Raw genomic sequence first — 22,903 nt, forward strand, 5'->3', positions numbered from 1 at the left:
AAAGGGGAAAAGATGTTACCAAAGATTTTAAAGAATTTTAACGTATTCGTAGATGGCAAAGGTTATGCAGGAAAAATAGATGAAGTAACCTTGCCAAAACTTACCATAAAAACTGAAGAATATAGAGCTGGTGGTATGGATATTCCAATAAATATCGATATGGGGATGGAGAAACTTGAAGCTGATTTTACTTTTGCCGAATATGATTCAGAGCTTTTTAGGCTATTTGGCCTCATAGATGGGAATTCGGTTTCTTTGACGCTAAGGGGCGGATTACAAGGCAGTGGAAGTAATGATATTGAAGGAGTAATTATCAACCTTAGGGGCATATTCAGAGAATTTGATTTTGGCAGTTGGAAACCGGCAGAAAAAGCAACGCTGAAGTGTACCGTAGCTGCGCATTATTACAAACTTACTATCGGTGCTAGAGAACTTATCGAAATCGATGCTGAGAATATGATTCGCAAGATTAATGGTGTTGATCAAATGGCCTTGCTACAAACGATTTTAGGAATCTGATATAGTTGACAAAATTACATAAAAATGTTAAAATATAAAGTATATATGTTGAACACCTTTTTTATTGAAAAGTTTAGAAAAACATTATAAAATTACAGTGGTGGATTCTGGTAAAGTATATGGCAAACTTGGGAACTAATGTAGCTCTTAGCAAAGAAACTTCACAGCATCTTGCTGAACTGGCCAAGCTCACTAAGCAGCCTGCTCAAGAATTAGCAGAAAGGCTAATCAGAGAAGCGGTTGAGCTTGAAGAGGAAGACATTTTTTTGTCTGCAGTTGCTGACGAGTATGATATTGAAGGTGCAAAAAAGACTAAAAGTGAGGATGTAGATTGGGATACACTATTATCTTCCTAGACAATGTTCTCGAGAAAGATCTTCCAAGTCTTCCGAAAACAGTAAGGAAAAGGGTTATAAAAGCAATAAACGAGCGGCTTACAGTTGACCCTATTAATCTTGGTAAAGCGCTAGACCATAGCCTTAAAGGGTATAAAGGACTAAGAGTTGGCGATTATCGTGTTCTATATTATGCAGAAACTTTAAAGTATGAAGTAACCATAGTTACAATAGGACATAGAGATACCATTTACAAGAAGGCTAAAAAGATACTTAATATACACTAAATATATTTTCACTTTTTTGTTGAAAAAGTTTAGAAAAGGTGTGGTCACTTCAATAAAACACAACTTCTGCAATTCAAGTAAAAAAATTAGTTATGTAAAAGCCATGAGGACTTTTATTTAATTAACTTTTAGGGGGAAACATGACAACAGTAAAACTTGATAATCCAATAACAGTTGATGGTATTTCTGTTTCAGAATTACCTATGCGTGAGCCTACAGTGGGAGATCTGCTGGCTATTGAATGTGTAGAAGGTGAAGCCAGAAAAGAAGTAGCTTTAGCTGCTAACCTGACATCTATGCCAAGGGAGGTAATAGAGAAATTACTTATCAAAGACTACGTAAAAATACAAAAGGTACTCAGGGATTTTTTGTCGCCTTTAGAACAGAGGACTTAAGATTCAATGTCTTAAAGCTTAGTTCAATAACAGGAAGTGGAATTGAGCAGATTATTAATATGGGTATAAAAGAATTTCTAAAATGGTTAGAAGTAAGTGAAGGAGTAACAAAGAAATGTCAATGCTTTCAATAAAGATAGGTGCTGCATTAGATGGTAGCTTTAATAGCGCAATGATAGGTAGTACAGCTAAGCTTTCTAAGCTGGGTGATAGTATAAGGCAGCTTGATTCGTCAATGAAATCAGTCTCCAAATTTAAGCAATTAAATCATGATGCCCTTGAAGCCATGAAGAATTGGAAAGAAGCGGAGAAGAAAGCGAAAGAATCAGCCGCAGCAATTGCTAAAGAAAAGAAGGAAAAAAAAGAACCAAGCAAAGCACTAAAAAATGAATTTGAAAAATTGAAAGCATCGGCATCAAAGGCAAAAGAGGCTTATATTAAAAAGAGAGATGCACTTCACACATTAAATGAAGAAGTAAGGAAAAGTGGAAAAGATATTAAATCCTTAGTGAGGGATCAAACTAAACTTGGTTCATCTATTGAAGTACTAAAAGGGAAATACAGTAAACTAGGATCTGTGATACAAAAACAGCAAAATGCCTTGGCAAAAAAGGCGCATTATAGATCACAAGTAATGGAGACTATAGGGCTAGGGCTTTCACTTGCAGCGCCAATTAAAGTTGCAATTGACTTTGAATCTGCCATGGCTGATGTTAAAAAAGTAGTGAGATTCGCTGAGGATGATGCAGCCCATAACCAAGGAGCCGTGGAATTTGGCCAGAAATTAAAGGAATTATCCCGTACAATACCATTATCGGCTGCAGAGTTAGCACAAATAGCTGCAAGTGGTGGACAACTTGGTATTAAAAAAGAGAAACTGCTTTCATTCACAGAAACAGTAGCTAAAATGTCTACAGCATTCGATATGTCTGCAGAAGAAGCAGGTGATTCCATAGCTAAACTTGCTAATGTTTATGGAATTGAAGTAGAAGGCATGGAAAGGGTAGGTAATATTATAAATCACCTTTCAGATAATAGCGCTGCTAAAGCAGGAGATATGGTTAAAGCATTAGCTATAGTTGGTGGTAGTGCAAAACAGTTTGGTCTTGATATTAAGGAAACAAGTAGTTTAGTAAATGCCTTTATTAGTTTAGGCAAACAACCGGCAAAAGCTGCTACTGCAATAAATGCTCTACTTAGTAAACTTCAAACCGCTGAGGGACAGAGCAAAGAGTTTAAAGCAGCATTGGAAGATATGGGAATAACTGCAGAAGAGATGACACAAAGGATTAGCGAAAATGGCCAAGACGCACTACTTTATTTTTTTGAAACTCTGGAGAAAGTAGATAAACAGGAACGTTCACAAATCCTTCTCAAGCTATTTGGTCAAGAATATCAAGATGATATAGCACTATTAGTAGGAAGTTTGGAGAAATATAAAGAGGCAATAGGTCACTTAGCTGACGAGAAAAAATTTGAAAAGTCCATGCAAGAAGAGTTTAACAATCGTGCAGCAACTACAGCAAATAATTTACGACTACTGAGAAATGCGATAGCAGAAGTAGGAATGAACCTGGGCTCAGTAATGCTACCTCCTTTAAAGTGGATAAGTAATATTCTAAGAGAGATAACTAACCCCATAGCTTGGTTTGCAGAAAAGTTTCCAGTTATTACTACAGGAATAATGAGCATAATTTCAGCTCTTATTATTGGTAAGATTGCAGTAGTAGGTTTTGGTTATGCATTTGCATTAGCTGGAGGTGGAATACTAACTTTTAAGGCTATTTTGCATGGAACACTTCTGCCAGTATTAACTTCATTATCAGCACGAGTAATTCCAGCAGTAATTATGGGACTGAAAGCTTTAACGCTAGCCATGGTTACTAATCCTATAGGAGCTGTTGTTGCTGGACTATCAGTTGGTGCAGCGTTTGTAATCGCTAATTGGCAAAAGGTGAAGGACTTTTTTTCTAGCATCTGGAAATCAATTGTAAAACCTATAGGAGAATTTTTCAATTGGATTGGTATAGGAAAATTGTTTAATGATAGTCCGCTAAAAGCATTTGAGATACCAGTAGAAACAAAAATTGGCAAGGTAGTTGCTGAAAGTAATGTTTTAAGTAATGGAAACCCTTTATTAAATAATAAGGAAATTTCTGAAAGCGGAAAGAGTATTATTGGAAATACTAAAATCGGTAGCATTATTGAGGAAAAAAGTTCTGTAGCAGATGACTTAGAGAAAGTTTTAAAAGACTGTGAAAAATGTAAGTGTGAACAAAAAGAATCAAAAATTTTCAATCAAACTTTCACATTTAATATAAGTATAAAAGCAGAACCTAACCAAGATGTACGTAGTCTTGCTGATACAGTAATAAAAAGAATAAGAGAAAAATCACGAGATGTTATGTTCGATACGGTAGATCCCATTTACTGATGCTATCCCTTGGTCCATATAAAATTTCCCCAACGAGTTTAAAGTATAGCAAAGAGAAGCGCTGGAGTGTGGTTGAGTGTATTGGTAAGCAATTACTACAGAATATTGGCCAAGGGACAGAAAATATAGATTTAGAAGGAACAATTTATCTTCACAATTCCAATGGGTTAGATAAATTAAAGAACATGAAAGAAGCAGAAGAAAATCAGGTTCCTCACACTTTAGTTGATAGCATGGGAAATGTTTTAGGACAATTTGTAATTACCCGATTTGAGGAAAAGCAAACATCATCTTTCCCTTGTGGGCTGCCGAAAAAAGTTGAATTTAATTTAAGTTTAAGTCGTTATTCATGACTATATATTACTCGACAAAAGAGAATGACATGTTGGACTATATTTGTTGGAAGCACTATGGATTTACTTCAGGAGCAGTAGAAATAGTATTAGAAGAAAACCCTGGACTTGCAGAACATGGAAGTTTTTTACCGGCAGGGTTGAAAATTAAGTTGCCTGTAATTGAGAAACCTTTACAAAAATCCACTTTAAAGATTTGGGAATAAAATGCAACCAGACTTTGTCATTGAAGGGTATGAATTAACAAAAGACCGCTTAGTGTCAATGCATATTACTGATGAATCAGGGACTATAGAAGATGTAGTTGAAATATGTGTTGATTACAGGGATGATAACATAAAGGTTCCAAAGGAGCTGAAAATTGCTTTGGGATATAGAGAAACAGGAGTACTGCCCATAGGTGTATATACAGTCAATGAAATTATGGTACAGAGTCCACCACAAATCTTAACAATTAAAGCTCATGCAACAAACTTAATGATATCACTAAAGGAAAAAGTATCTAGAGCATGGGACCAGATTACACTGGGTGATTTAGTCAAAGAAATAGCAAATAAACATGGGTATGGATATAAAGTTGCTGAAGAATTTAAAGATATATTAATACCACACATTGATCAGACTGAAGAGAGTGATATAAATTTGTTAACTAAAATAGCTATAGAGCGGGAAGCCATGGCAAAATTAGCAGGAGGATATATATTGTTTATCCCGAAAGGTGCAGCAAAATCAGCAACAGGAAAAGCTTTAGGAACAACGACTATTAGACCTCAAGATACAACCAATTGGAAAGTGCATTTTACTGTACGTGATAAGTACAACTCAGTGATAGCAAAATGGCATAGCTATGAGAAGGGAGAGTCCATATCAGAAACAGTAGGTAGCGGTGAACCAAGTTACCCTATACAAACAATTTACCCAAATGCAGAATCAGCATTAAGTGCAGCAAATGCCAAATTTAAACAACTACAGCGTAATAATGAAACTTTAGAAATGACAATACCAGGTAATCCAGAATTATTTGCAGAGGCAAAACTTAACCTTGTAGGGTTCAATCAAGATATAGATGGTGAATGGGTAATTGATAGAGCAGAACATACTCTAGACAGTAGAGGATACCAAACTACGGTGGAAGCAGCAAGAAGCAAAGTTAGTTAAGGGAAACTTAATTCAATGATAGTCTAATGCTAAGTAGAAGTGATATAGGTATGTATGAATAAGCACTTAAGGCGAATTCTTCGTGCGACTTCAAGCCCAGGCCCAAGTATTATACCATCAGGCAAGGCTATTGTTATTGGACTGATAATATGTATCGTTCTTTGGGTTATTGGCCTCTTCGCTAGTTATGATAAGGAACTCAAGTTAGTAAACACTAAAGCTTCCGAAAATTACGAAGAGACGTTGCGTGTTGCTGCTGAAAGTTGTAGTTTGGAGGTTGTCAAATTTCTGGTAAGGAATGTTGTAGATGTTGATGCAGGAGGAAAATGGGGAGTAACAGCACTACATTATACTGCACAAAAGAATTGTTTAGAAGTTATGAGATTCCTAATAGCAGAAGGGGCAAATATTAATGCTACTGATGGATTTAGGTGGACACCATTACATCGTGCTGCAAAATACGGTAGTTTAGGTGCCGTAAAACTCTTATTAGAGAAAGGTGCAAATCCTAATGCCAAAAATAAGGACTCTGCAACTCCACTAAACATGGCAAGGAATAATAAACGGTATAACAAGCAATATCAGGATTATGTGGAAATTATAAGATACCGTTTTTATTGTCAACAAATTATTTAGCTAAAAAGAATAAAAAATAACAAAAAGTTTTAATTTAGGCTGATACCTTCTATAAATTAGTGTAACTGTGTATAAGTACTTTCAGTTTGTGTGGCGTACTTATACACAGTTACACCAATTTTTTACTGTGCCTTCTTATTTTATGAGAATTGTTTTACAAAGTTACTAAGCAACTCTGTTAAAGTCAATGTGAGAGGCAGTGCATCAGTTATACGTTCAGCGAATCTATCTCTTATAAAACAAGCAGCAATTTTGAGTAACCAGGTAATAAAGATACTCAAAAACATCTAAAGTTTAGTACAAATGACAAAATATATTCTCTCAATTGATGGTGGTGGAATAAGAGGAATTATTCCAGCAATGATATTATCCAGAATAGAGCAAAAAACGGGTAAACCTATTTCTCAAATTTTTGATTTATTGGTGGGTACTTCAACTGGTGCTACTATTGTAGCAGGACTATGTAAAAAAGATAGCAAAGGAAAGCTACAATATTCAGCTGATGACTTGGTTAATCTTTATCAGGAGTACGGACCTTATATTTTTAAGTCTTCATTTCTAAGAAGATCAATATTTTCTTGGATTAACGGTGCACAATACCCCAGTAAAAATATTGAGTATGTACTTCATAAATATTTTGGCGATGATATCCTTAAAAACACTTTAAGTAATGTGTTGATTACGAGTTACGATATTCACAATAACTGCCCATTTTTCTTCAAAAGCTGGAAAGAGGATAGAAATTTTATTAAATTAAGGGATGTATTGAGAGCAGCAACTGCAGCACCTACTTACTTTGCACCTAAATATTTAAAAGTCAACCAAAAGGAAATGGTATTAATAGATGGAGGAGTTTTTGCCAATAATCCAGCAGCATGTAGCTATGCAAGCAGCAGAAAGCTATTTCCTAACGATGATGTAGTACTTCTTTCCATCGGTACTGGCAGATCGTCTCATTCCATTAAATACCTCAGATCGAAAAGATTTGGCAAAATATCCTGGATTAAGCCATTGATAAACGTAATGTTTGCCTCTGGACTAGATTGTGTAAATTATCAGTTAGACCAGATTATTAACAATAGCTATATCAGAATTCAATCGCAGCTAAAAGTAGCATCAACGGAGATGGACAATACAACATACGAAAATATCAAGTGTTTAAAAAAAGAAGCACAAACGATGATTGAATGTAATCAAAAAGCAATAGATAAATTCTGTACAGTAGTATCATAAACTTTAACCTTTTAATCTAGAACTCGCATTTTTGAACGTTTCCTTTTAAGCTTCAGTAAACCTCCTAACTCTATAGTTCTTGATATGATCTGGATTAAAAGCCTTCCTTGAACTTAAAACACCAAAAACTATATGGAGTAATTTACGCATTGCAGCTCCCACAACGGCCATATTATGCTTGCCTTTTTCCTTTAATCTTTCGCAGTAAGTCTTAATAATAGAGTTGTGATTTTTAGCTACTATAGCAGGAAAATAAAGAGCCTTACGCAATGTCCGTGAACCTGACTTACTTAGCTTAGGCTTGGCATATACAGAGGAACCTGACGTCATATTTCGTGGTATAACACCTGCATACGCCGCCAATTGCCTGGCATCTCTAAAAGCCTCTATGTCAGAAACTTCAGCTAAAATAGCTATTGCTGATTCTTCTCCTATGCCTGGAATAGTCAATAGAAGTTGAAAATTTTCCAACAATTCTTTGTGTTGATTTAATAGTTCACGTACGGAGTTTTTTATTGTTTCTATTTTTTGAGTTATATTCATTGCAAGGTCTTCCCAAGCATTTGCAACTTCTTCAGGCAGTCTCTCTTTTTTTTCTAAGTGGTTATTTACTAATGTTAACTCGTCTTTTAACGCAACCGAGCAACGATAAAGATGTTTTAATTTTTTCATTTCAGGAGAAGGTGGTGTCCAACGAGTAGGTTCTTGTCTTTGACAATAATCAGCAATAATCTCTGCATCAGACTGGTCATTCTTTTGCCGTGCGAGCTTACTTTTTGCATAAAAATTTATGCGAGCTGGGTTTACAACACTAACAAAATATCCAGCCTTGTAAAGGAATTCAGCTAAAGCTTCACTATAACAACCGGTGGATTCCATGCAAGCTTTTACTTTTTCTACGTTATGTTTTTGTAGAAAGTCCAGCAGACCTTGAAATCCAGTATCATCATTTTTAAATTTCCTTTTCCTAGCTTCACGTTTTCCTTTTTTACTTATAAACGAAAGAAAAACATCAAAGCGTTCTTTTGAAACATCTATACCAAGAAAGTTGTTGATCATATATAACTCCATACGTTACTATTTAAAATGAAAAGTAAGGCTTACCTTATGAATACAGAATTAGAACCATTGAGGTCTTTCTATGATACCGTCCAGCCTAAACTTTTGAGAAGGGGGCTCTTATCTTGTAAACAGATTTTATATCTAAGTTACGATTCAGAGTTCTTCCCTTCTCCACCTAATGCTTAAGCTTAAAACACTAGATGCTTTTTACAAGATATAAGTTATTATGTGCACCAAAATTACAACTTTATCGCTATAAATATTGTTGCCACCTGGTATTTTTGGACCATTCTCGTACCACTTTTCTATGGCTTCGTTGATATAATGAAAAATATTTCCTCTTTTTTCTAGAAATTTGTTATATTCGCTATGGTTACTGACCCTCATTTTTTGTGGCATATTTTTTCTTTCAAGGTTAAATGGCTATTTTATAATGAATTTTGTCAGTAGCCACCAGATTTTTTCAGTTGCTATGCAACAAAGCCATCCCAGTGTCAAGCACTGGGATGACACCTTTATGTTTGAGGCAAAACCGGCCATAGCATTTAACACACTGCCTTCGCAAAATGTTCGTACAGTTGTTCGTTACGTGCTGGAACGATCAGTCACCTTAATACCCCCTTCAACAATCAAGTAGCCAAAGAAATTACAGTTACAGATCCAACACATCCACTATTTGGCAGAACTTTTCCCGTATCATCTTTCAGTTCAACAGCCTACAAAGGTGGTAATGTATCTGTTATTTATCGTGATGACATCACTCTACATATTCCATTTTTTTCTACTAACTTAGCTAGTAAGCAAGATTTTCTCACCAGCAAGTTAACATGGACTTCATTATACGAGTTTGTTTCTCTAGCAAAGGAGTATAAATTATGCCATGTAAATCATGTCAAGTGTGGCAGAAAATGCCACAACGTTTTAAGTCAGAAGTTTTAGAAAATATATTATTAGTATCCAAAGAGGTTATCCATGAGTACATCAGAGCTAATCACAGCACAACATTTAGCACGCGAAGCGATAATTTACATCAGACAATCAACACATCATCAAATATTAAGCAATCAAGAAAGTCTAGAGTTGCAGTATGCGCTGAAACAAAAGGCAATTGATCTTGGCTGGAAAGCTGATAGTATTATTATAATTGACACTGATCTTGGTATAACTGGTGCTAGTGCTGAAAAGCGTGAAGGATTTAAAGAACTTGTTACTAAAGTCACTTTAGCGAAGGTAGGGATCATACTTTCCTATGATGTAACCCGTTTATCACGCAATTGTTCTGACTGGTATCCGTTACTAGATATATGTGGCTATAAACAGTGTTTAATAGCTGATCGTGATGGTATCTATGATCCTGGTACCATTAATGGTCGATTATTACTGGGTCTAAAAGGGCAACTTGCTGAAATGGAGTTATCTACTATAAGAGCTAGACTAAATGCTGGATTATTGAATAAAGCAGCACGAGGTGATTTAGCCTTATCTCTTCCAGTTGGTCTTATTCGTCATACCGATGGTTCAGTACATAAGGATCATAATCTTGAAGTTCAGCATCGTATTAAGCTTATTTTTGAAACTTTTCTAGAGAAACGAGCAGCATCAAAAGTTCTAAAGCATTTTAATGACCATCAACTTACTATTCCTAGGTATGATAAGTTTAAAGAGTTGCAATGGAAAAAACCGACACGTGGAAAAATTCTCTCGATACTTAAAAATCCAGCTTATGCTGGAGCATTTGTTTATGGTCGTACTAGAAGTCATAAAATATCCTCTGCTGAAAAAACAACAAAAAGCATGCCAATGGAAGAATGGAAAATTTTAATAAAAGATAAATATCCAGCTTATATAGATTGGGAAAGCTTTATAAAAATTCAGATGACACTAAAAGACAATTATGCAAAGTATGAATACAATAGCACGCGTGGCATAGCTAGATCAGGAGAAGCATTATTGCAGGGAATAATCTATTGTGGAGAATGTGGATACAAAATGACAATGCGATATAAAGAAAGAAACTATTATATGTGTAATTACCTGCAACGAAAGTATCATGAACCTGTATGTCAGCGTTTACTAACTGATATTATCGATTGTGCAGTGGTTTCTAAATTTTTTGCAGCACTTAGTCAAATTGAACTAGATGCTTATACTAATGCTATTGATTCACAGTCACAATCTGAACAAGCCCTTAATAAAGTACATTTGCAACAATTAGAACGTCTGAGATATCAAGCTAAGTTGGCAGAACGACAATTTAATCAAGTTGATCCTGATAATCGTCTTGTAGCTGCAGAACTTGAAAAACGTTGGGAACAAGCATTGAACGAACTCAAGCAAGCAGAAATTACATTCGAACGTCAACATCCAAAGAAACCTAATCTTCAATTATCTGAAGAGCTGAAAACAGTATTTTTAGATGTGGGTAGGAAATTACCTGAAATTTGGCATAAGTCAGTTCTGTCAAGTCAGCAGCAAAAATCCTTTCTTCGTTGCATAATTGATAAGGTAGTAGCACACCGGATCAAACGCGATTGCTTACAAATACGTATTGTATGGCATGGTGGAGAAACTACTACTTTTCATGTCCCTATTCCAGTAAAATCCTTTTATGAATTAACCACAGCAACAGAAATGGAACAGCTTATAATAAAGTTAAGTAAGGAGGGTAAATCAGATATAGAAATCGCCAAGTACTTAGAAAAACAAGGATATCGCTCTCCAAAGAAAAATGTTGTTTTAAGAAGTACAGTCGAAAGTATTCGATTAAAAAATGATATTTTTCGAAAAAGACATCAACCACGTCTCCTTGCACCTGGCTACCTTACTGTTACACAAGTTGCAAAGATCCTCAAAGTTTCTAGGAATTGGCTTTACCATAAAATCAATAGTGGTCAAATTAAAATACGAAAAGATGATAGTAAAGCCAAGGGCAAATACTTATTTGAGGATAAACCAGAAACTATTAAAATTCTGATGGATTTTAAAAATGGCAAATTCAACAATATAAATTTTTTATAGGAGTATCAACATGCATAGTCAAATGACAAGGTGGAGTGTCTTTAGATGTCATCCAAGTAGCTGACACTGGGATCTAAAAAATTTAATTTATATATAAAGTTTGTTTAAACTATTTTCAAAACAGATAAAATATAATTTTACAATTAGCGTAAATAAAATGAATTATGATGTAATCATTTCAGGTGGTGGGTTACTTGGTCTTATTACTGCCATTGGCCTCAGTTGTGACTCTGTGTCTGTAGCTGTGATTGAAAAAAATAGTCTACCACGTGTAGTAGATGATAATCGAGCATTTGCTATTTCTCAAGGCTCGAAAAAAATATTGGAAAAGTTAGGGATTTGGCAGTTTGTGGAAAGTGAAGCTGAGCCAATACTTGATATATGCATATTAGATGCGGTTACTGTGCATTACAATCATAAAATGGTTAGCGAAGAGCCAATGGGTTATGTTATCAACAATGCTACTATATGGAATGCAATCAACAATAATTTTCTAAATAAACTGAATATATACTCTCCACATTCCTATAAAACAATTGCTTGTGATTCAGGATATGTGGAAGTGATTCTTGATAATAACCAGGAATTAATATCATCGCTACTTATCTGCGCTGAAGGCAAAAACTCTAAATTACCAGAGTTATTTTCTATACCGACAGTGAAATTTGACTATAAACAAAGTAGCATAGTATTTAATGTAAAGCATGAACTGCATCACCAAAACTTAGCTGTGGAGCGTTTTTTCCCTGGCGGTCCATTTGCAATTCTACCGATGAAGGGTGGCTATACTTCTTCGATAGTTTGGACAGAAAAATCTGAGATTTCAAAAATGCTAATGGATCTGTCTGAAGAAGAATTTATTATAGAGCTTAAAAAAAGATTTGGTTCTTATTTAGGAGAGATAAAATTAGAGGGTGAAAGAAAACTTTATCCTTTAAGTTTTGCTTTCGCAAAAAAGTTATATAAGGGTAGAGTTTTGCTTATCGGCGATGCAGCACATTCAATTCATCCAGTTGCAGGTCAAGGGCTTAATCTTGGAATTAGAGATGTAGAAAGTGTTATAAAGCACGTAGTTGCTGCAAAAGCGGCTGGTACTGATGTTGGCAGTAGTTATTTATTAAAGAAAATTTCACGTAACAGATACTTTGATAATTTTACAATGGCGCTTGCAACTGATGGATTAAATAGGATGTTTTCCAACAGAATATTCTGCGCTAAAGCACTAAGAAATCTTGGCTTGATTGCAGTTGAAAATTCAAATTTCCTCAAAAAACGCTTCATTCGGCATGCTATGGGATTTATATAAATCACTATTTTATAGTTAATGCAAGTCAGGTTTCCCACGTCATACCGCCGCGGTATCTTGGCCGCTAACACGTAGCGGGATGACGAATGTATCTGTTTAGCAGTTGTGTTAAAAGTCAATAGAAAAATTGATGTAGCTGTGGATAAGTACTTTTATCTGTATAAACGTGCTTATCCACAGCTATACTGGCTCTTAGATAGAAACAGACAGAGAGTTATATTCCTCAGTAAAAACCCTGTCATCTCTGACTAAAGAGTTAGCAAGAATAAGCAATTTCCTCATGGCAGCAGTGGAAGCAATTTTATATGGCTTTTTATATTGACTATATAATCTAGTAAAGAAAGGTTTGATATAGGAATTAGGGGGGGGAGGGGGGGATGTATGGTCCCAGAGTGTGATGGTATGATAAAATATGAGAAAACAATACCATCAAAGGAGGAATTATGGGACAAATATTACATGGGTGCGCCAAAACAACAGAGACAATTCGTAGAGCAATACAAAATAGTAAAGAGAGCATAGCAAAACTCTCCAGGTACTATAACCTTAATCCAAAAACTATCATTAAATGGAGAAAACGGTCTTTTGCCAAAGACGCTGATATGGGTCCGAAGCATGCAAGATCAACTGTTTTAACTTTAGAAGAGGAGGCTGTAATTGTTGCATTTCGTAAGCATACTCTATTGCCATTAGATGATTGTCTCTACGCTTTGCAAACCTCAATCCCACACTTGACTCGCTCTAGTCTACATCGTTGCTTACAGAGGCACAGCATTAGCAGACTACCAGATGTTGATGGCGAAGTTAAACCAAAAAAGAAATTCAAACAATATCCTATAGGCTATTTCCATATTGATATTGCAGAAGTCAGAACAGAAGAAGGAAAGTTATATTTGTTTGTTGCAATAGATAGAACATCCAAATTTACGTATGTTGAGTTGCATAAAAGTGCTACAAAACCTATAGCTGCTGAGTTTCTACGTAATTTGATTAAAATTTTACCATATAAAATCCACACTATTTTGACAGATAACAGTGTACAATTTACCAACCAAAAACGCCATAAATACGCTTTTCAACATATATTTGATAGAGCTTGTGAAGAAAATGACATTGAACACCGTCTAACAAAAGTTAGCCATCCTTGGACAAATGGGCAAGTTGAGCGTATGAACAAAACTTTAAAGAATGCCACTGTTAAGAAGTATTACTATCAGTCTCACCAGCAACTCAAAGAGCATCTTTATGACTTTGTTATGGCCTACAATTATGCTAAAAGACTCAAAACTCTTAAGGGTCTTACACCTTTTGAGTTTATATCTTTACAGTGGACAAAATCTCCTGAATTGTTCATACTAAATCCACACCATCACACTCTGGGACCATACACTCCCTGTGTTTCGTAATATTATACAATCAAATTGATAAAAGCTGTATTATCTCCTTGCAGCATTAAGTGTATATTTTTTGCTATTTTTTCCACTAAGGGAGTAACATTATCAAAATTTGAAAATTTTGATAACACATAATCTGCTAAGCTTCTTTGATCTTCAGGTCTACCCACTCCAAATCTCAAGCGCCAATAATCGTTGCCAATAAAACTATCTATGGATTTAAGTCCATTATGTCCAGCAGAACTACCACCTTTCTTTACTTTTATTCTTCCAAGTTCCAAATCAGCGTCATCGTGTATGACAACGATATTATCTAGCGATAATTTGTAAAAGTTTCGTATTTTTGCAACAGAAATGCCTGAATTATTCATAAATGAATAAGGCTTTATTAACATGATTTTATTATCATTAATTATGCCAGAGGTTATTAGATAATCGGCTTTTTTAGAGAACGACTGGAAATTCCAATATTTGCAGATTGCATCAACGGTGATGAAGCCGATATTATGATGAGTTAGCTCATATTGACTGCCAGGATTACCAAGCCCAACTATCAGGTGCACTATTCCTCTGTTTCTGCTTGAGGTTCTTCAACGTCACTATCGGCAGCAGAAATTGTAACAATGGTAAAATTTTCTTCTTCATGAGCTACAAACTTAACACCTTCTGGTAATTTTACATCATTGATATGTATAGATTGGCCAATCATTTTGCCGGATAAATCAACTTCTATAACCTGAGGTATTTTATCAGGAGAGCATTTAACAGCAATAGAACGACACAAAACATTAAGCACTCCACCTAACTTGATCCCTGGAGCTTTACTTTCATTCACAAATGATAGAGGTATGTCTATTTTAATTTCGCTGCCTTTATCAACAAATTGAAAATCAACATGTTGCACAGTATCCTTTACTACATGCAATTGGATATCGCGAACAAGAGCATATTCCTTTTTGCCCGAAATATTCAGCTCTATCAAATGTGCAGAAAGAGAACCTGATTTATATTGCTTCGTGAATTCCTTTGCAGACAATGTCAAATTTACATTATTATGGCCCTTTCCATATATGATTCCAGGGATGTTTCCTTTCTTCCTTAGAGAATGCATCGCTTTTGTTTTTGTTATATCACGTAACTCTGCATTAATTGTTACTATTTCCTGTTGCGTCATCGGTTACTCCTGTTTAGCTAATCCTTTTAATATAATTTAATAATAATATAACATAAAAATATTTATTTCAAACTTCATTCTTTCATACTAATTGTTTGTGAAAGGATTTATTTGGATATATATTTAAGCTTATTTAACAAGAACTATGGGCATTGACGATAAAGTAGTTTTTAGGATTTATAGACCAACAAGAACTGCAACACAATCTGGTTTAGGTAATACAAATTTCTGGCACCTAAAAATTGAATCTGGTTCTTACTACATTGAACCTTTGATGGGGTGGGTTGGCTCAAAAGATCCAAAAAAACAGATTGTATTAAAGTTTGACTCTCTTGAAAAAGCAGTATTCTACGCAAAAAAACGCAACGTTAAATACGTAATTGAAATGCCAAAAAATGTTAAGAGGCTGCCAAAATCTTACGCAAGCAATTTCATACTAAAGTAAGTTGCACAACAAATGGTGTTATGCAAGTAGCTGACACTGCTCTCCTTTGTTATCCCAGTGCCCAGACACTGGGATCCAGGAATTTTATTAAGTTGGTAAGCATAAAAATAGCTGTTTTACGTTAAAATACAATGTTTTTGATGATTATGGAAAGGCTGGATCCCAGTGTCAAGCACTGGGATGACACCATTTGTTGTAAACTCACTTTTACTCTATGGTTATACTACCTTGCCGCTATCCTGAACGGATACAAAGTAAGTTTTATTGTGATGTGCTCATCTGTAAAAAATAAGACTTAATCTCACTGTTGATCATGGATTTTAAGTTGTGCTAGCACGCTGCGGCCATTTAAAGAGTCAAGATTTTTAACCTGGCTAGCCAGTATTAAAGAGTTATTTTTCAGGTATTTCTTTACAAGGCTTGCAAGCCTTTTTGGATTATTCAAATAGCTCCATTCTGCTTGTAAAACTTTTATATCACTTTGCACTAAATTAATTTCACTTTTTATTTTTATTAGCTCTCTATTTAATGACTGAACATGTAATTTTACCTTAAATAGTCCTACAATGCTAAGAAAAAACATAACTATTGAGATGATGCAGAAAGTTCTCATGACAACCTCTGTATAGCTCTTAGTTTTGCTGAGCGTGAACGCGGATTTGCACTTACTTCTTCTATACTTGCTTCGATCACTTTTTTATTTAGAAGAGAGAATGTCTTGCAATCAGTAGCACATAAATCTTTAAAAAAAGTTTTGACTATACGATCTTCTAAGGAATGAAAGGTGACGACAATTAATTTGCCATTCTCACTTAAAATCTCAGATGCAGCTTTAATGCCCTTTTCAAGTTCTCCCAGCTCATCGTTTACCCATATTCTGATTGCCTGAAATGTTCTGGTTGCAGGATCAATTTTGCTTTTTCCACGAAATACCACGGAACGTACAATATCCGCAAGCTCAAATGTAGTTTTGATAGTTTTCTTCTTCCGTGCATTTACTATTGCTCTTGCGATTTTGCGAGAATGACGTTCGCCTCCGTAGTTATATATAGTATTTGCGATTTCTTCTTCGCGTAAAGCGTTAACAAACGTTGAAGCGTTTATATAAGAAGAGTTATCCATACTCATATCGAGTGGACCATCATGTAAAAATGAGAACCCTCTATCCCCGTTATCAAGCTGCATAGATGAAACTCCGATGTCAAAAACTATTCCATCGATACCTTCAATATTGTTGCTATCTAATAAATTTTTAATATTACTAAACTTCTCAATGAATAGTTTTATTCTATCTGGATATCTAACGCTTAAATCATCATAAAACTTAGTTACCGTTTCATCTCTATCAATTGCATATACTTTGCAATCAGCTGACTCCAATATTGCTTTGCTATACCCTCCAGCTCCAAATGTGGCGTCCACGTATATGCCACCATCCTGCGGTGATAGTAGTGATAGCATCTCTTTTAACAAAACTGGAGTGTGTGTCATATCAAAAAATTTAAGTACAGTTGGTGTAGATATCCTACTCTACTCTACTCTTCACATCAATTTTATTTATGTACATAGATTTTCTTGCCAAAATATGGTATCTTATCGGAATATATGAGCAATAATATTAAAATCAAGGTTTAATATTGTTAATATAATATTCACATAACGTTCACATTTTTTTTTATATATAAGATCAAACAGGCTATAGGGAAATTATGCAGCAAATAACAAAAGTAATATTTTCAAGTTTGATTTGTAACACTTTATTGTGGTATGACCACATGCTTTTTGGCCACTTAATAAACATAATAGGTGGTGTGTTTTTTCCATCGGATGATCAACTAACCAGCGTATTGAAGGCTTTTGGAATGTTTGCAGTGGGTTTCTTAATGAGACCAGTCGGTGCTGCTATATTTGGTCACATTGGTGATAAACATGGCAGAAGAGTTGCCTTATTGCTCTCGATTATATTAATGACTTTATCAACCGTATTAATTGCTTTTGTTCCAGGTTATCAAAGCATTGGAATACTAGCGTCAATGCTGGTAGTGTGTTTAAGATTATTGCAGGGTATATCTCTTGGAGGAGAAGCAGGAAATGCACCATTTTTAATAGAACATGCTCCTAAAAACAAAAAAGGATTTTTTGGCAGCATTGAAGTATTAAGCGCAATTTTTGGTTCAGTATTAAGCTTGATAGCGGTACTCATATGCAAAAAAGTATCTGATTTTGAATCTTGGGGGTGGAGATTACCTTTCATTTTCAGTTTAGCAATGGGATTAATTAGCATATATATGAGATATATACTTGATGAAAGCCCAGAGTATAAAAGACAAAAAAATCCGTCTAAATTGCCACTAAAAGAGTTATTAAACAATTACAAAAAGCCTGTTCTAATATCAATAGGTATTGACTTGGTTGAAAATGCGTCTCTCTATATATATTTGGTATTTTTCAATGTGCTTACGAATAAAATATTAACAGTAAATACTCATTTTAATCATATAGTGGAAATACTGAGTCAAATTGCGCTCGGAGGATTGACAATATTGTTTGCAATACTTTCTGATAAGGTAGGAAGAGAAAAAGTTATGAAATTTGCATTTATAGCTTTTGTAATAGTGAGTTATCCAGTTTTTTCAATGTTATGTAGTGGCAATTACTTGCTGGCACACATTCTTTTTATAATTCCAATAGCTGCATCGCTTGGTCCTGTCAGTGCACTTATGTGCGAATTATTTCCAACAAAGGTTCGGTACAGTGGATTTGGTTTATCAAGAAATATAGCTGCTGGATTTTTTGGCGGCCTTGCACCATTTATATGCACAACAATTATCAAGGTTACAGGACAAGAGACTTCAGCTAGTTTTTACATGATTTTCTGTGCATTAATTGGGCTAGTTGCTATATCGCAAATTAAGGGTGAGCTTTCTTCAAAATTACCCAAAGTAAACCAAGTATAGTTGCAGTATAGCAGAATTTAAAAAAATCTAATTATAAGGTGGGAAATGCCAATTCTTAGGTGATAATGTGAATATTTCAGCACCATCTTTTGTTACTCCAATCGTATGCTCAAATTGAGCAGAAAGTGAAAGATCGCGTGTTGTTACTGTCCAGTCATCGAGTTTACTGAGCAGAGTCTCATGTTTTCCAGCATTAATCATTGGCTCTATTGTAAAAAACATACCTTCCTTCAAGACGAGATTTTCATCTTGATCATAGAAATGCACTACATTTGGTGGAGCATGAAAGACTTTTCCTATACCATGTCCGCAGTAGCTGCGTACGATAGAATATCCAAAATCTCTAATATATTTCTCTATAGCAAGCCCTATTTCATTTAACTTATTGCCGGGCTTAACTTGTTTGATTGCTTCCATCAATGCATGATAAGTAGCGTCACACAAGCGTTTTGCTTTTATTGATGGCTTGCCAACCCAAAACATGCGACTTGTATCACCATGCCAGCCATTTAAAATCACCGTGACATCAATATTTAAAATATCTCCATCTTTAAGTGGTTTATTATCGGGAACACCATGGCACACAACTGCATTTTTTGAAGTGCAAATCGATTTTGGATACCCCCTATAGTTTAGTGGTGCTGGAATTGCACCTGCATTAATTATAAAATCATGACATAGATCATTTAACTCATTAGTTGTCACCCCTACCTTTACGTACGGTGCAATGAAATCAAGAGTTTCAGCAGCAAGCCTGCCAGCCTTGCGCATAAATTCAAAATCTTCTTGTGAGTGTATAGTTATGTTCATATTTTCCATGTCTTATTGTAATTGGTACGCTTACTCGCAAGTACATAAACATAATAATTTTACATATTATAAAAATAAGTCCTATGGATCCTAGTGTCAAGTCATTTGTATGAAAGGTGGTAAAACAGAAATCTAGACTGTAACTTTTGATTTAACCCAATTATACAATTTACTCATTTTACCATCCTGACCTAAAATACCAGAATTATTTTTATAAAAAGTGTCAACTATTAGCTTTATAGAGCCTATAGCAGCAGAAAATACAGGATTTTTATCATATTCGCCATCAAGACCGCTACAAGACTCAGGGCACCCAATTCGAACTTGCTTATTGAATATATAGCCTGCAATTTCCTTCATGCTTGTGAGTTGACTAGTTCCACCTGTGATCACTACTTTATTAATTGGATCTTTCTGCTCTTGAAATTGCTCTCTTACCATTTCAAGTATTTCTTCAACTCTTGGTCTTATGATGTTAATAAGCTCAGATTTGAATACTTGAGTAGGTTCATCATTTTCGTTGTTTTGCATTGTAATGTACTCATTCTCATCTATTGAAGTTACGATAGTGCTACCATACAGTATTTTTATATACTCTGCACGTTCTATGCTTGTGCATAGCCCGTAAGCAATATCTCGAGTGATATGAACGCCACCAATTGGAACGCTGCTTGCATACACAAGTTTCCCTCTTTTGAAAATTCCAATTGCAGTGCACCCACCGCCTATATCAACAATAGCAGTCCCGAGCTCTTTTTCATCTTCACTGAGACACGCAAGACCTGCAGAATATGCAGAAGCAATACAACCTGCCATATTTAATCCACCATTATTGGTAATACAGTTTTCAATATTGGTAAGCGCTGGACGCGAAGCAGTGACAACATTAACATCAGCAGATAGTCTTTTTCCGTACAATCCACCAACTTCTTTTATGTCAGTCATGTCATCTAAGTGATATTTCAGTGGTATATTGTGAATGATAACATTTTCTTCAATATATTTCTCAAACGTCTGAAAAACTACACGTTTTATATCCCGGTCAGAAATTTCATGATTAGCTGCAATAATTTCATTATGTACATTGAAAGATGAGATGCCACATCCAGCAATGCTCACATATATCTGGTCTATAGTTTCCTCTGACACTTGCTCAGCTAAACCTATAGTTGATGAGATGGAGTAATTTGCGTGTTTTACATTAGTTATCGACCCACCGTTTACACCTTCTGCAATCTTATAACCCGTTCCTGTTACTTTATAGCTGAAGTTGCCATTTATCTTAACGATTAGACAAATAATCTTTGTTGTACCTATGTCTAAAACAGCAAAAACGTTTCTCTTTGGTTTTGCTATTACTGCAGAGTACATTAGTTAACCTTATTACGCAATTTCATTTAAATTGTAGCTTTCTTTAATAATTTATATTTCTATTATAGATATAGCAACATTTTAATATACACTAAATTCTGGACAAAAGGAAAAGCAAAACATAGAATTATAATTTTTATGTCCATTTTATGTCCATATTACCAATTGTAATTGCCCCTGATGAAAGACTAATCACACGTGCCAGTGAAGTAACAGATATAAACGATAAAATTAAAGAATTAGTAAACGACATGTTCGAAACTGTGTACGATGCAGAAGGTCTTGGCCTTGCTGCAGTGCAAGTTGGAGTGTTAAAGAGAATTTTTGTTATGGATATTCAGCTAGAAACGATTGAAAATGAGCCAGCAGGATATGGCTCAACTGGCAAATTTTACATGATTAATCCTGAGATTACAGAATTATCCGATGAACAAGTAATTCTCAAGGAAGGATGCCTTTCAATTCCAGAGCAAAGTCATGAAATTAAGCGTCCAAAGTATCTAACTGTGAAATACAGAGACTTAAATAACGAAGAACAGACGCTAAAAGCTAGTGGTTGGCTTGCAAGGTGTATTCAGCATGAATTAGATCACTTAAACGGCATATTATATATTAGACATTTATCTAAATTAAAGTATGATATGGCCATGAAAAAAGCACAAAAGGTTAAAAAGCATTATGAGCAATAAAGACCTAGAATTATTAAAATTTTACCATGAAGTGGGCGTTGATTGCACACTAATGGAGGGTGAAGAGGAAAAAAAATTGGAGAGCAAAGAACCCTCTGTTATCCAAACTGGGACCAAGAAGAAAGATGCAGATACGCGCTGGGGTGACACTAAAGATGGAAAAGACATGTTTCCAAGTGATTGGATAATTGAAGCAAGGAAACTTGCAGGTAAATGTGGTAGTGTGGATGAATTAAGAAGTGCAGTTGAATCATTTGAAGGTTGTGAGATAAAAAAAACTGCAACTAATACTGTCTTTTCCGATGGTAATCCAAATGCAAAAATTATGCTCGTTGGTGAAGCTCCAGGAGCAAATGAAGACCTTCAAGGCATACCATTTTGTGGTGCAAGTGGAATGTTGCTCGATAAAATGTTAAATGCAATCAATCTTGATCGCACTAAGGTATACATAAGCAATACTGTATTTTGGCGCCCACCTGGCAATAGAAAGCCAACCGACCTAGAGCTTGATATGTGCAGACCATTTGTTGAGAAGCATGTTGCACTGGTTTCACCGCAAATTCTAATTTTAGTCGGGGGAATCGCATGTTATAGCCTTCTTGACAGCACAAAAACTATATCGAATTTGCGTGGTAGATTTCATACGTACACTAACCAATATTTGTCCAATTCAATCACCACAGCCGCTATATTTCATCCAGCTTACCTACTTCGCCAACCGGCACAAAAACGTTTAGCCTGGGAGGACTTGAAGAAGATTAGGGAGTATCTTGATAACACCAATAACTGCACAAATACCTAATAAAGTGGTAGACCTCTTGCATAGTTTTTTGCAGCATGTTAACAATCGTTAGAAACGAAAAAACTTCCTTGACAAACTCCGCCAGCGCCCTTATCATAAAATTGAAGCTATTGTATTTGCTTTCGCCAATCTGCAGATTAAAAGGTAAGGATTACTTAATGTATCGGCGTCTTATGTTCAATTTTTTGCAGTATATAGATACTGTATGTCTTTACAAAACTTCATCTACATCTAGATTTTTATCTAAATAAGCTGAACGCGCTTATAAAGCGTTACAAGACATCAAAAAATGCCAATACTCGACAGAGATAGTAAAAGACTAGCTAACTCGGGGATTCTTTGTCTTTTTTTCTGCTTAGTAAATTTCTTAAACATTTGCAGCGTAAGTTAGTTGCAATTAAAAGCAGCTTAATCTTGCTTGTCAAGCGTTTAAAACATAAAAAACGCCAATATTTTAAAGCGGATAATAACCCCAGGGCTTCTTTTGCCTTTTTTTTCGTTTGGTAAATTTCTTAATGTTTATAG

At 35.1% G+C, this 22,903-nt stretch carries 26 protein-coding genes; 17 read left to right on the forward strand and 9 right to left on the reverse strand.

The genetic code is table 11. The annotated features are described in order from the left end of the window. Window positions 1–12: 12 nt before the first annotated feature. The 10 genes from ABWU72_RS04030 to ABWU72_RS04075 all read left to right on the forward strand — a co-directional run bounded on the left by ABWU72_RS04030 (window position 13) and on the right by ABWU72_RS04075 (window position 7,350). Window positions 13–519: a phage major tail tube protein gene (locus ABWU72_RS04030; protein ID WP_353283911.1), complete on the forward strand. Its 507-nt coding sequence runs from the start codon at window positions 13–15 to the stop codon at window positions 517–519. Window positions 520–638: 119 nt separating this feature from the next. Then, window positions 639–875, forward strand: coding sequence for a hypothetical protein (locus ABWU72_RS04035; RefSeq protein ID WP_155969101.1), 237 nt, complete (start codon window positions 639–641; stop codon window positions 873–875). After that, entirely contained in the window at window positions 851–1,141 is a 291-nt protein-coding gene (locus ABWU72_RS04040) for a type II toxin-antitoxin system RelE family toxin (RefSeq protein WP_155969103.1), read from the forward strand. Before ABWU72_RS04035 ends, ABWU72_RS04040 begins: the two co-directional genes overlap by 25 nt. A 140-nt stretch (window positions 1,142–1,281) precedes the next feature. Next, window positions 1,282–1,536: a phage tail assembly protein gene (locus ABWU72_RS04045; protein ID WP_155969105.1), complete on the forward strand. Its 255-nt coding sequence runs from the start codon at window positions 1,282–1,284 to the stop codon at window positions 1,534–1,536. Window positions 1,537–1,651: 115 nt separating this feature from the next. Beyond that, window positions 1,652–3,970: a phage tail tape measure protein gene (locus ABWU72_RS04050; RefSeq protein WP_353283912.1), complete on the forward strand. Its 2,319-nt coding sequence runs from the start codon at window positions 1,652–1,654 to the stop codon at window positions 3,968–3,970. After that, on the forward strand, window positions 3,970–4,323 hold the full coding sequence (locus ABWU72_RS04055) for a phage tail protein (protein WP_353283913.1): 354 nt from the start codon (window positions 3,970–3,972) through the stop codon (window positions 4,321–4,323). The genes ABWU72_RS04050 and ABWU72_RS04055 overlap by 1 nt, the downstream gene beginning before the upstream one ends. After that, window positions 4,320–4,529 (forward strand): tail protein X, encoded by a 210-nt coding sequence (locus ABWU72_RS04060; protein WP_353283914.1) that lies wholly within the window; start codon window positions 4,320–4,322, stop codon window positions 4,527–4,529. Before ABWU72_RS04055 ends, ABWU72_RS04060 begins: the two co-directional genes overlap by 4 nt. 1 nt (window position 4,530) lies before the next feature. After that, window positions 4,531–5,481: a contractile injection system protein, VgrG/Pvc8 family gene (locus tag ABWU72_RS04065; RefSeq protein ID WP_353283915.1), complete on the forward strand. Its 951-nt coding sequence runs from the start codon at window positions 4,531–4,533 to the stop codon at window positions 5,479–5,481. Window positions 5,482–5,535: 54 nt separating this feature from the next. Next, complete coding sequence (locus ABWU72_RS04070) at window positions 5,536–6,117, forward strand: ankyrin repeat domain-containing protein (protein ID WP_353283916.1); 582 nt, start codon at window positions 5,536–5,538, stop codon at window positions 6,115–6,117. Window positions 6,118–6,420: 303 nt separating this feature from the next. Then, entirely contained in the window at window positions 6,421–7,350 is a 930-nt protein-coding gene (locus ABWU72_RS04075) for a patatin-like phospholipase family protein (protein ID WP_264735396.1), read from the forward strand. Between the two features lie 45 nt (window positions 7,351–7,395). On the opposite strand, the gene ABWU72_RS04080 is transcribed toward ABWU72_RS04075, so the two are convergent. The 3 genes from ABWU72_RS04080 to ABWU72_RS04090 all read right to left on the reverse strand — a co-directional run bounded on the left by ABWU72_RS04080 (window position 7,396) and on the right by ABWU72_RS04090 (window position 8,964). Beyond that, entirely contained in the window at window positions 7,396–8,409 is a 1,014-nt protein-coding gene (locus ABWU72_RS04080; protein ID WP_353283879.1) for an IS110 family transposase, read from the reverse strand. Window positions 8,410–8,619: 210 nt separating this feature from the next. Next, entirely contained in the window at window positions 8,620–8,811 is a 192-nt protein-coding gene (locus ABWU72_RS04085; RefSeq protein ID WP_265040875.1) for a hypothetical protein, read from the reverse strand. Between the two features lie 24 nt (window positions 8,812–8,835). Then, the gene (locus ABWU72_RS04090) at window positions 8,836–8,964 is read right to left on the reverse strand and encodes a hypothetical protein (RefSeq protein ID WP_256437790.1); all 129 of its coding nucleotides are present in this window, start codon (window positions 8,962–8,964) and stop codon (window positions 8,836–8,838) included. A gap of 420 nt (window positions 8,965–9,384) precedes the next feature. Here ABWU72_RS04090 and ABWU72_RS04095 point away from each other — a divergent pair, with 420 nt between their 5' ends. The 3 genes from ABWU72_RS04095 to ABWU72_RS04105 all read left to right on the forward strand — a co-directional run bounded on the left by ABWU72_RS04095 (window position 9,385) and on the right by ABWU72_RS04105 (window position 14,142). Beyond that, window positions 9,385–11,430 (forward strand): recombinase family protein, encoded by a 2,046-nt coding sequence (locus ABWU72_RS04095; protein ID WP_236514263.1) that lies wholly within the window; start codon window positions 9,385–9,387, stop codon window positions 11,428–11,430. A gap of 157 nt (window positions 11,431–11,587) precedes the next feature. Continuing rightward, the gene (ubiH, locus tag ABWU72_RS04100) at window positions 11,588–12,736 is read left to right on the forward strand and encodes a 2-octaprenyl-6-methoxyphenyl hydroxylase (RefSeq protein WP_213863120.1); all 1,149 of its coding nucleotides are present in this window, start codon (window positions 11,588–11,590) and stop codon (window positions 12,734–12,736) included. A gap of 443 nt (window positions 12,737–13,179) precedes the next feature. Beyond that, on the forward strand, window positions 13,180–14,142 hold the full coding sequence (locus ABWU72_RS04105) for an IS481-like element ISWpi4 family transposase (protein ID WP_012673056.1): 963 nt from the start codon (window positions 13,180–13,182) through the stop codon (window positions 14,140–14,142). Between the two features lie 2 nt (window positions 14,143–14,144). Here ABWU72_RS04105 and pth read toward each other — a convergent pair whose 3' ends face one another. Together pth and ABWU72_RS04115 are read right to left on the reverse strand one after the other, a co-directional pair. Next, the gene (gene pth, locus ABWU72_RS04110) at window positions 14,145–14,693 is read right to left on the reverse strand and encodes an aminoacyl-tRNA hydrolase (RefSeq protein WP_155968827.1); all 549 of its coding nucleotides are present in this window, start codon (window positions 14,691–14,693) and stop codon (window positions 14,145–14,147) included. After that, entirely contained in the window at window positions 14,693–15,304 is a 612-nt protein-coding gene (locus ABWU72_RS04115) for a 50S ribosomal protein L25/general stress protein Ctc (protein WP_155968825.1), read from the reverse strand. The genes pth and ABWU72_RS04115 overlap by 1 nt, the downstream gene beginning before the upstream one ends. 145 nt (window positions 15,305–15,449) lie before the next feature. Here ABWU72_RS04115 and ABWU72_RS04120 point away from each other — a divergent pair, with 145 nt between their 5' ends. After that, the gene (locus ABWU72_RS04120; protein WP_155968823.1) at window positions 15,450–15,749 is read left to right on the forward strand and encodes an NADH dehydrogenase ubiquinone Fe-S protein 4; all 300 of its coding nucleotides are present in this window, start codon (window positions 15,450–15,452) and stop codon (window positions 15,747–15,749) included. Window positions 15,750–16,050: 301 nt separating this feature from the next. Here the strand turns inward: ABWU72_RS04120 and ABWU72_RS04125 are convergent, their stop codons facing one another. Together ABWU72_RS04125 and rsmH are read right to left on the reverse strand one after the other, a co-directional pair. Further along, window positions 16,051–16,362 carry a hypothetical protein gene (locus ABWU72_RS04125; protein WP_007548286.1) on the reverse strand — a complete coding sequence of 104 codons (312 nt, stop codon included), beginning with the start codon at window positions 16,360–16,362 and terminating at the stop codon, window positions 16,051–16,053. Continuing rightward, window positions 16,359–17,240, reverse strand: coding sequence for a 16S rRNA (cytosine(1402)-N(4))-methyltransferase RsmH (gene rsmH, locus ABWU72_RS04130; protein WP_007548285.1), 882 nt, complete (start codon window positions 17,238–17,240; stop codon window positions 16,359–16,361). The genes ABWU72_RS04125 and rsmH overlap by 4 nt, the downstream gene beginning before the upstream one ends. A gap of 218 nt (window positions 17,241–17,458) precedes the next feature. Between rsmH and ABWU72_RS04135 the strand changes: the two genes are divergently transcribed. Beyond that, window positions 17,459–18,706, forward strand: coding sequence for an MFS transporter (locus ABWU72_RS04135; RefSeq protein WP_155968822.1), 1,248 nt, complete (start codon window positions 17,459–17,461; stop codon window positions 18,704–18,706). Window positions 18,707–18,733: 27 nt separating this feature from the next. Here ABWU72_RS04135 and map read toward each other — a convergent pair whose 3' ends face one another. Together map and ftsA are read right to left on the reverse strand one after the other, a co-directional pair. Next, window positions 18,734–19,516: a type I methionyl aminopeptidase gene (gene map / locus ABWU72_RS04140; RefSeq protein WP_155968820.1), complete on the reverse strand. Its 783-nt coding sequence runs from the start codon at window positions 19,514–19,516 to the stop codon at window positions 18,734–18,736. A gap of 132 nt (window positions 19,517–19,648) precedes the next feature. Then, window positions 19,649–20,887, reverse strand: a complete 1,239-nt coding sequence (gene ftsA / locus ABWU72_RS04145; protein ID WP_155968818.1) for a cell division protein FtsA — start codon at window positions 20,885–20,887, stop codon at window positions 19,649–19,651. Between the two features lie 149 nt (window positions 20,888–21,036). Here ftsA and def point away from each other — a divergent pair, with 149 nt between their 5' ends. Both def and ABWU72_RS04155 read left to right on the forward strand, forming a co-directional pair. Then, window positions 21,037–21,576, forward strand: a complete 540-nt coding sequence (gene def / locus ABWU72_RS04150; protein ID WP_155968816.1) for a peptide deformylase — start codon at window positions 21,037–21,039, stop codon at window positions 21,574–21,576. Further along, the gene (locus ABWU72_RS04155) at window positions 21,566–22,378 is read left to right on the forward strand and encodes a uracil-DNA glycosylase family protein (RefSeq protein ID WP_155968814.1); all 813 of its coding nucleotides are present in this window, start codon (window positions 21,566–21,568) and stop codon (window positions 22,376–22,378) included. Before def ends, ABWU72_RS04155 begins: the two co-directional genes overlap by 11 nt. Window positions 22,379–22,903: the final 525 nt, after the last annotated feature.

The sequence above is a fragment of the Wolbachia endosymbiont (group A) of Lypha dubia genome (assembly GCF_964028575.1).
GTDB classification, from domain to species: domain Bacteria; phylum Pseudomonadota; class Alphaproteobacteria; order Rickettsiales; family Anaplasmataceae; genus Wolbachia; species Wolbachia pipientis.

Coding starts and splice junctions, on each gene's coding strand:
- ABWU72_RS04135 (WP_155968822.1), top strand. CDS start 17,459: ATGCAGCAAATAACAAAAGTAATATTTTCAAGTTTGATTTGTAACACT.
- map (WP_155968820.1), bottom strand. CDS start 19,516: ATGAACATAACTATACACTCACAAGAAGATTTTGAATTTATGCGCAAG.
- def (WP_155968816.1), top strand. CDS start 21,037: ATGTCCATATTACCAATTGTAATTGCCCCTGATGAAAGACTAATCACA.
- ABWU72_RS04080 (WP_353283879.1), bottom strand. CDS start 8,409: ATGATCAACAACTTTCTTGGTATAGATGTTTCAAAAGAACGCTTTGAT.
- ABWU72_RS04045 (WP_155969105.1), top strand. CDS start 1,282: ATGACAACAGTAAAACTTGATAATCCAATAACAGTTGATGGTATTTCT.
- ABWU72_RS04035 (WP_155969101.1), top strand. CDS start 639: ATGGCAAACTTGGGAACTAATGTAGCTCTTAGCAAAGAAACTTCACAG.
- ABWU72_RS04070 (WP_353283916.1), top strand. CDS start 5,536: ATGAATAAGCACTTAAGGCGAATTCTTCGTGCGACTTCAAGCCCAGGC.
- ABWU72_RS04105 (WP_012673056.1), top strand. CDS start 13,180: ATGGGACAAATATTACATGGGTGCGCCAAAACAACAGAGACAATTCGT.
- rsmH (WP_007548285.1), bottom strand. CDS start 17,240: ATGACACACACTCCAGTTTTGTTAAAAGAGATGCTATCACTACTATCA.
- ABWU72_RS04125 (WP_007548286.1), bottom strand. CDS start 16,362: ATGAGAACTTTCTGCATCATCTCAATAGTTATGTTTTTTCTTAGCATT.
- ubiH (WP_213863120.1), top strand. CDS start 11,588: ATGAATTATGATGTAATCATTTCAGGTGGTGGGTTACTTGGTCTTATT.
- ftsA (WP_155968818.1), bottom strand. CDS start 20,887: ATGTACTCTGCAGTAATAGCAAAACCAAAGAGAAACGTTTTTGCTGTT.
- ABWU72_RS04050 (WP_353283912.1), top strand. CDS start 1,652: ATGTCAATGCTTTCAATAAAGATAGGTGCTGCATTAGATGGTAGCTTT.
- ABWU72_RS04155 (WP_155968814.1), top strand. CDS start 21,566: ATGAGCAATAAAGACCTAGAATTATTAAAATTTTACCATGAAGTGGGC.
- ABWU72_RS04030 (WP_353283911.1), top strand. CDS start 13: ATGTTACCAAAGATTTTAAAGAATTTTAACGTATTCGTAGATGGCAAA.
- ABWU72_RS04060 (WP_353283914.1), top strand. CDS start 4,320: ATGACTATATATTACTCGACAAAAGAGAATGACATGTTGGACTATATT.
- ABWU72_RS04115 (WP_155968825.1), bottom strand. CDS start 15,304: ATGACGCAACAGGAAATAGTAACAATTAATGCAGAGTTACGTGATATA.
- ABWU72_RS04120 (WP_155968823.1), top strand. CDS start 15,450: ATGGGCATTGACGATAAAGTAGTTTTTAGGATTTATAGACCAACAAGA.
- ABWU72_RS04065 (WP_353283915.1), top strand. CDS start 4,531: ATGCAACCAGACTTTGTCATTGAAGGGTATGAATTAACAAAAGACCGC.
- ABWU72_RS04085 (WP_265040875.1), bottom strand. CDS start 8,811: ATGCCACAAAAAATGAGGGTCAGTAACCATAGCGAATATAACAAATTT.
- ABWU72_RS04055 (WP_353283913.1), top strand. CDS start 3,970: ATGCTATCCCTTGGTCCATATAAAATTTCCCCAACGAGTTTAAAGTAT.
- ABWU72_RS04095 (WP_236514263.1), top strand. CDS start 9,385: ATGAGTACATCAGAGCTAATCACAGCACAACATTTAGCACGCGAAGCG.
- ABWU72_RS04075 (WP_264735396.1), top strand. CDS start 6,421: ATGACAAAATATATTCTCTCAATTGATGGTGGTGGAATAAGAGGAATT.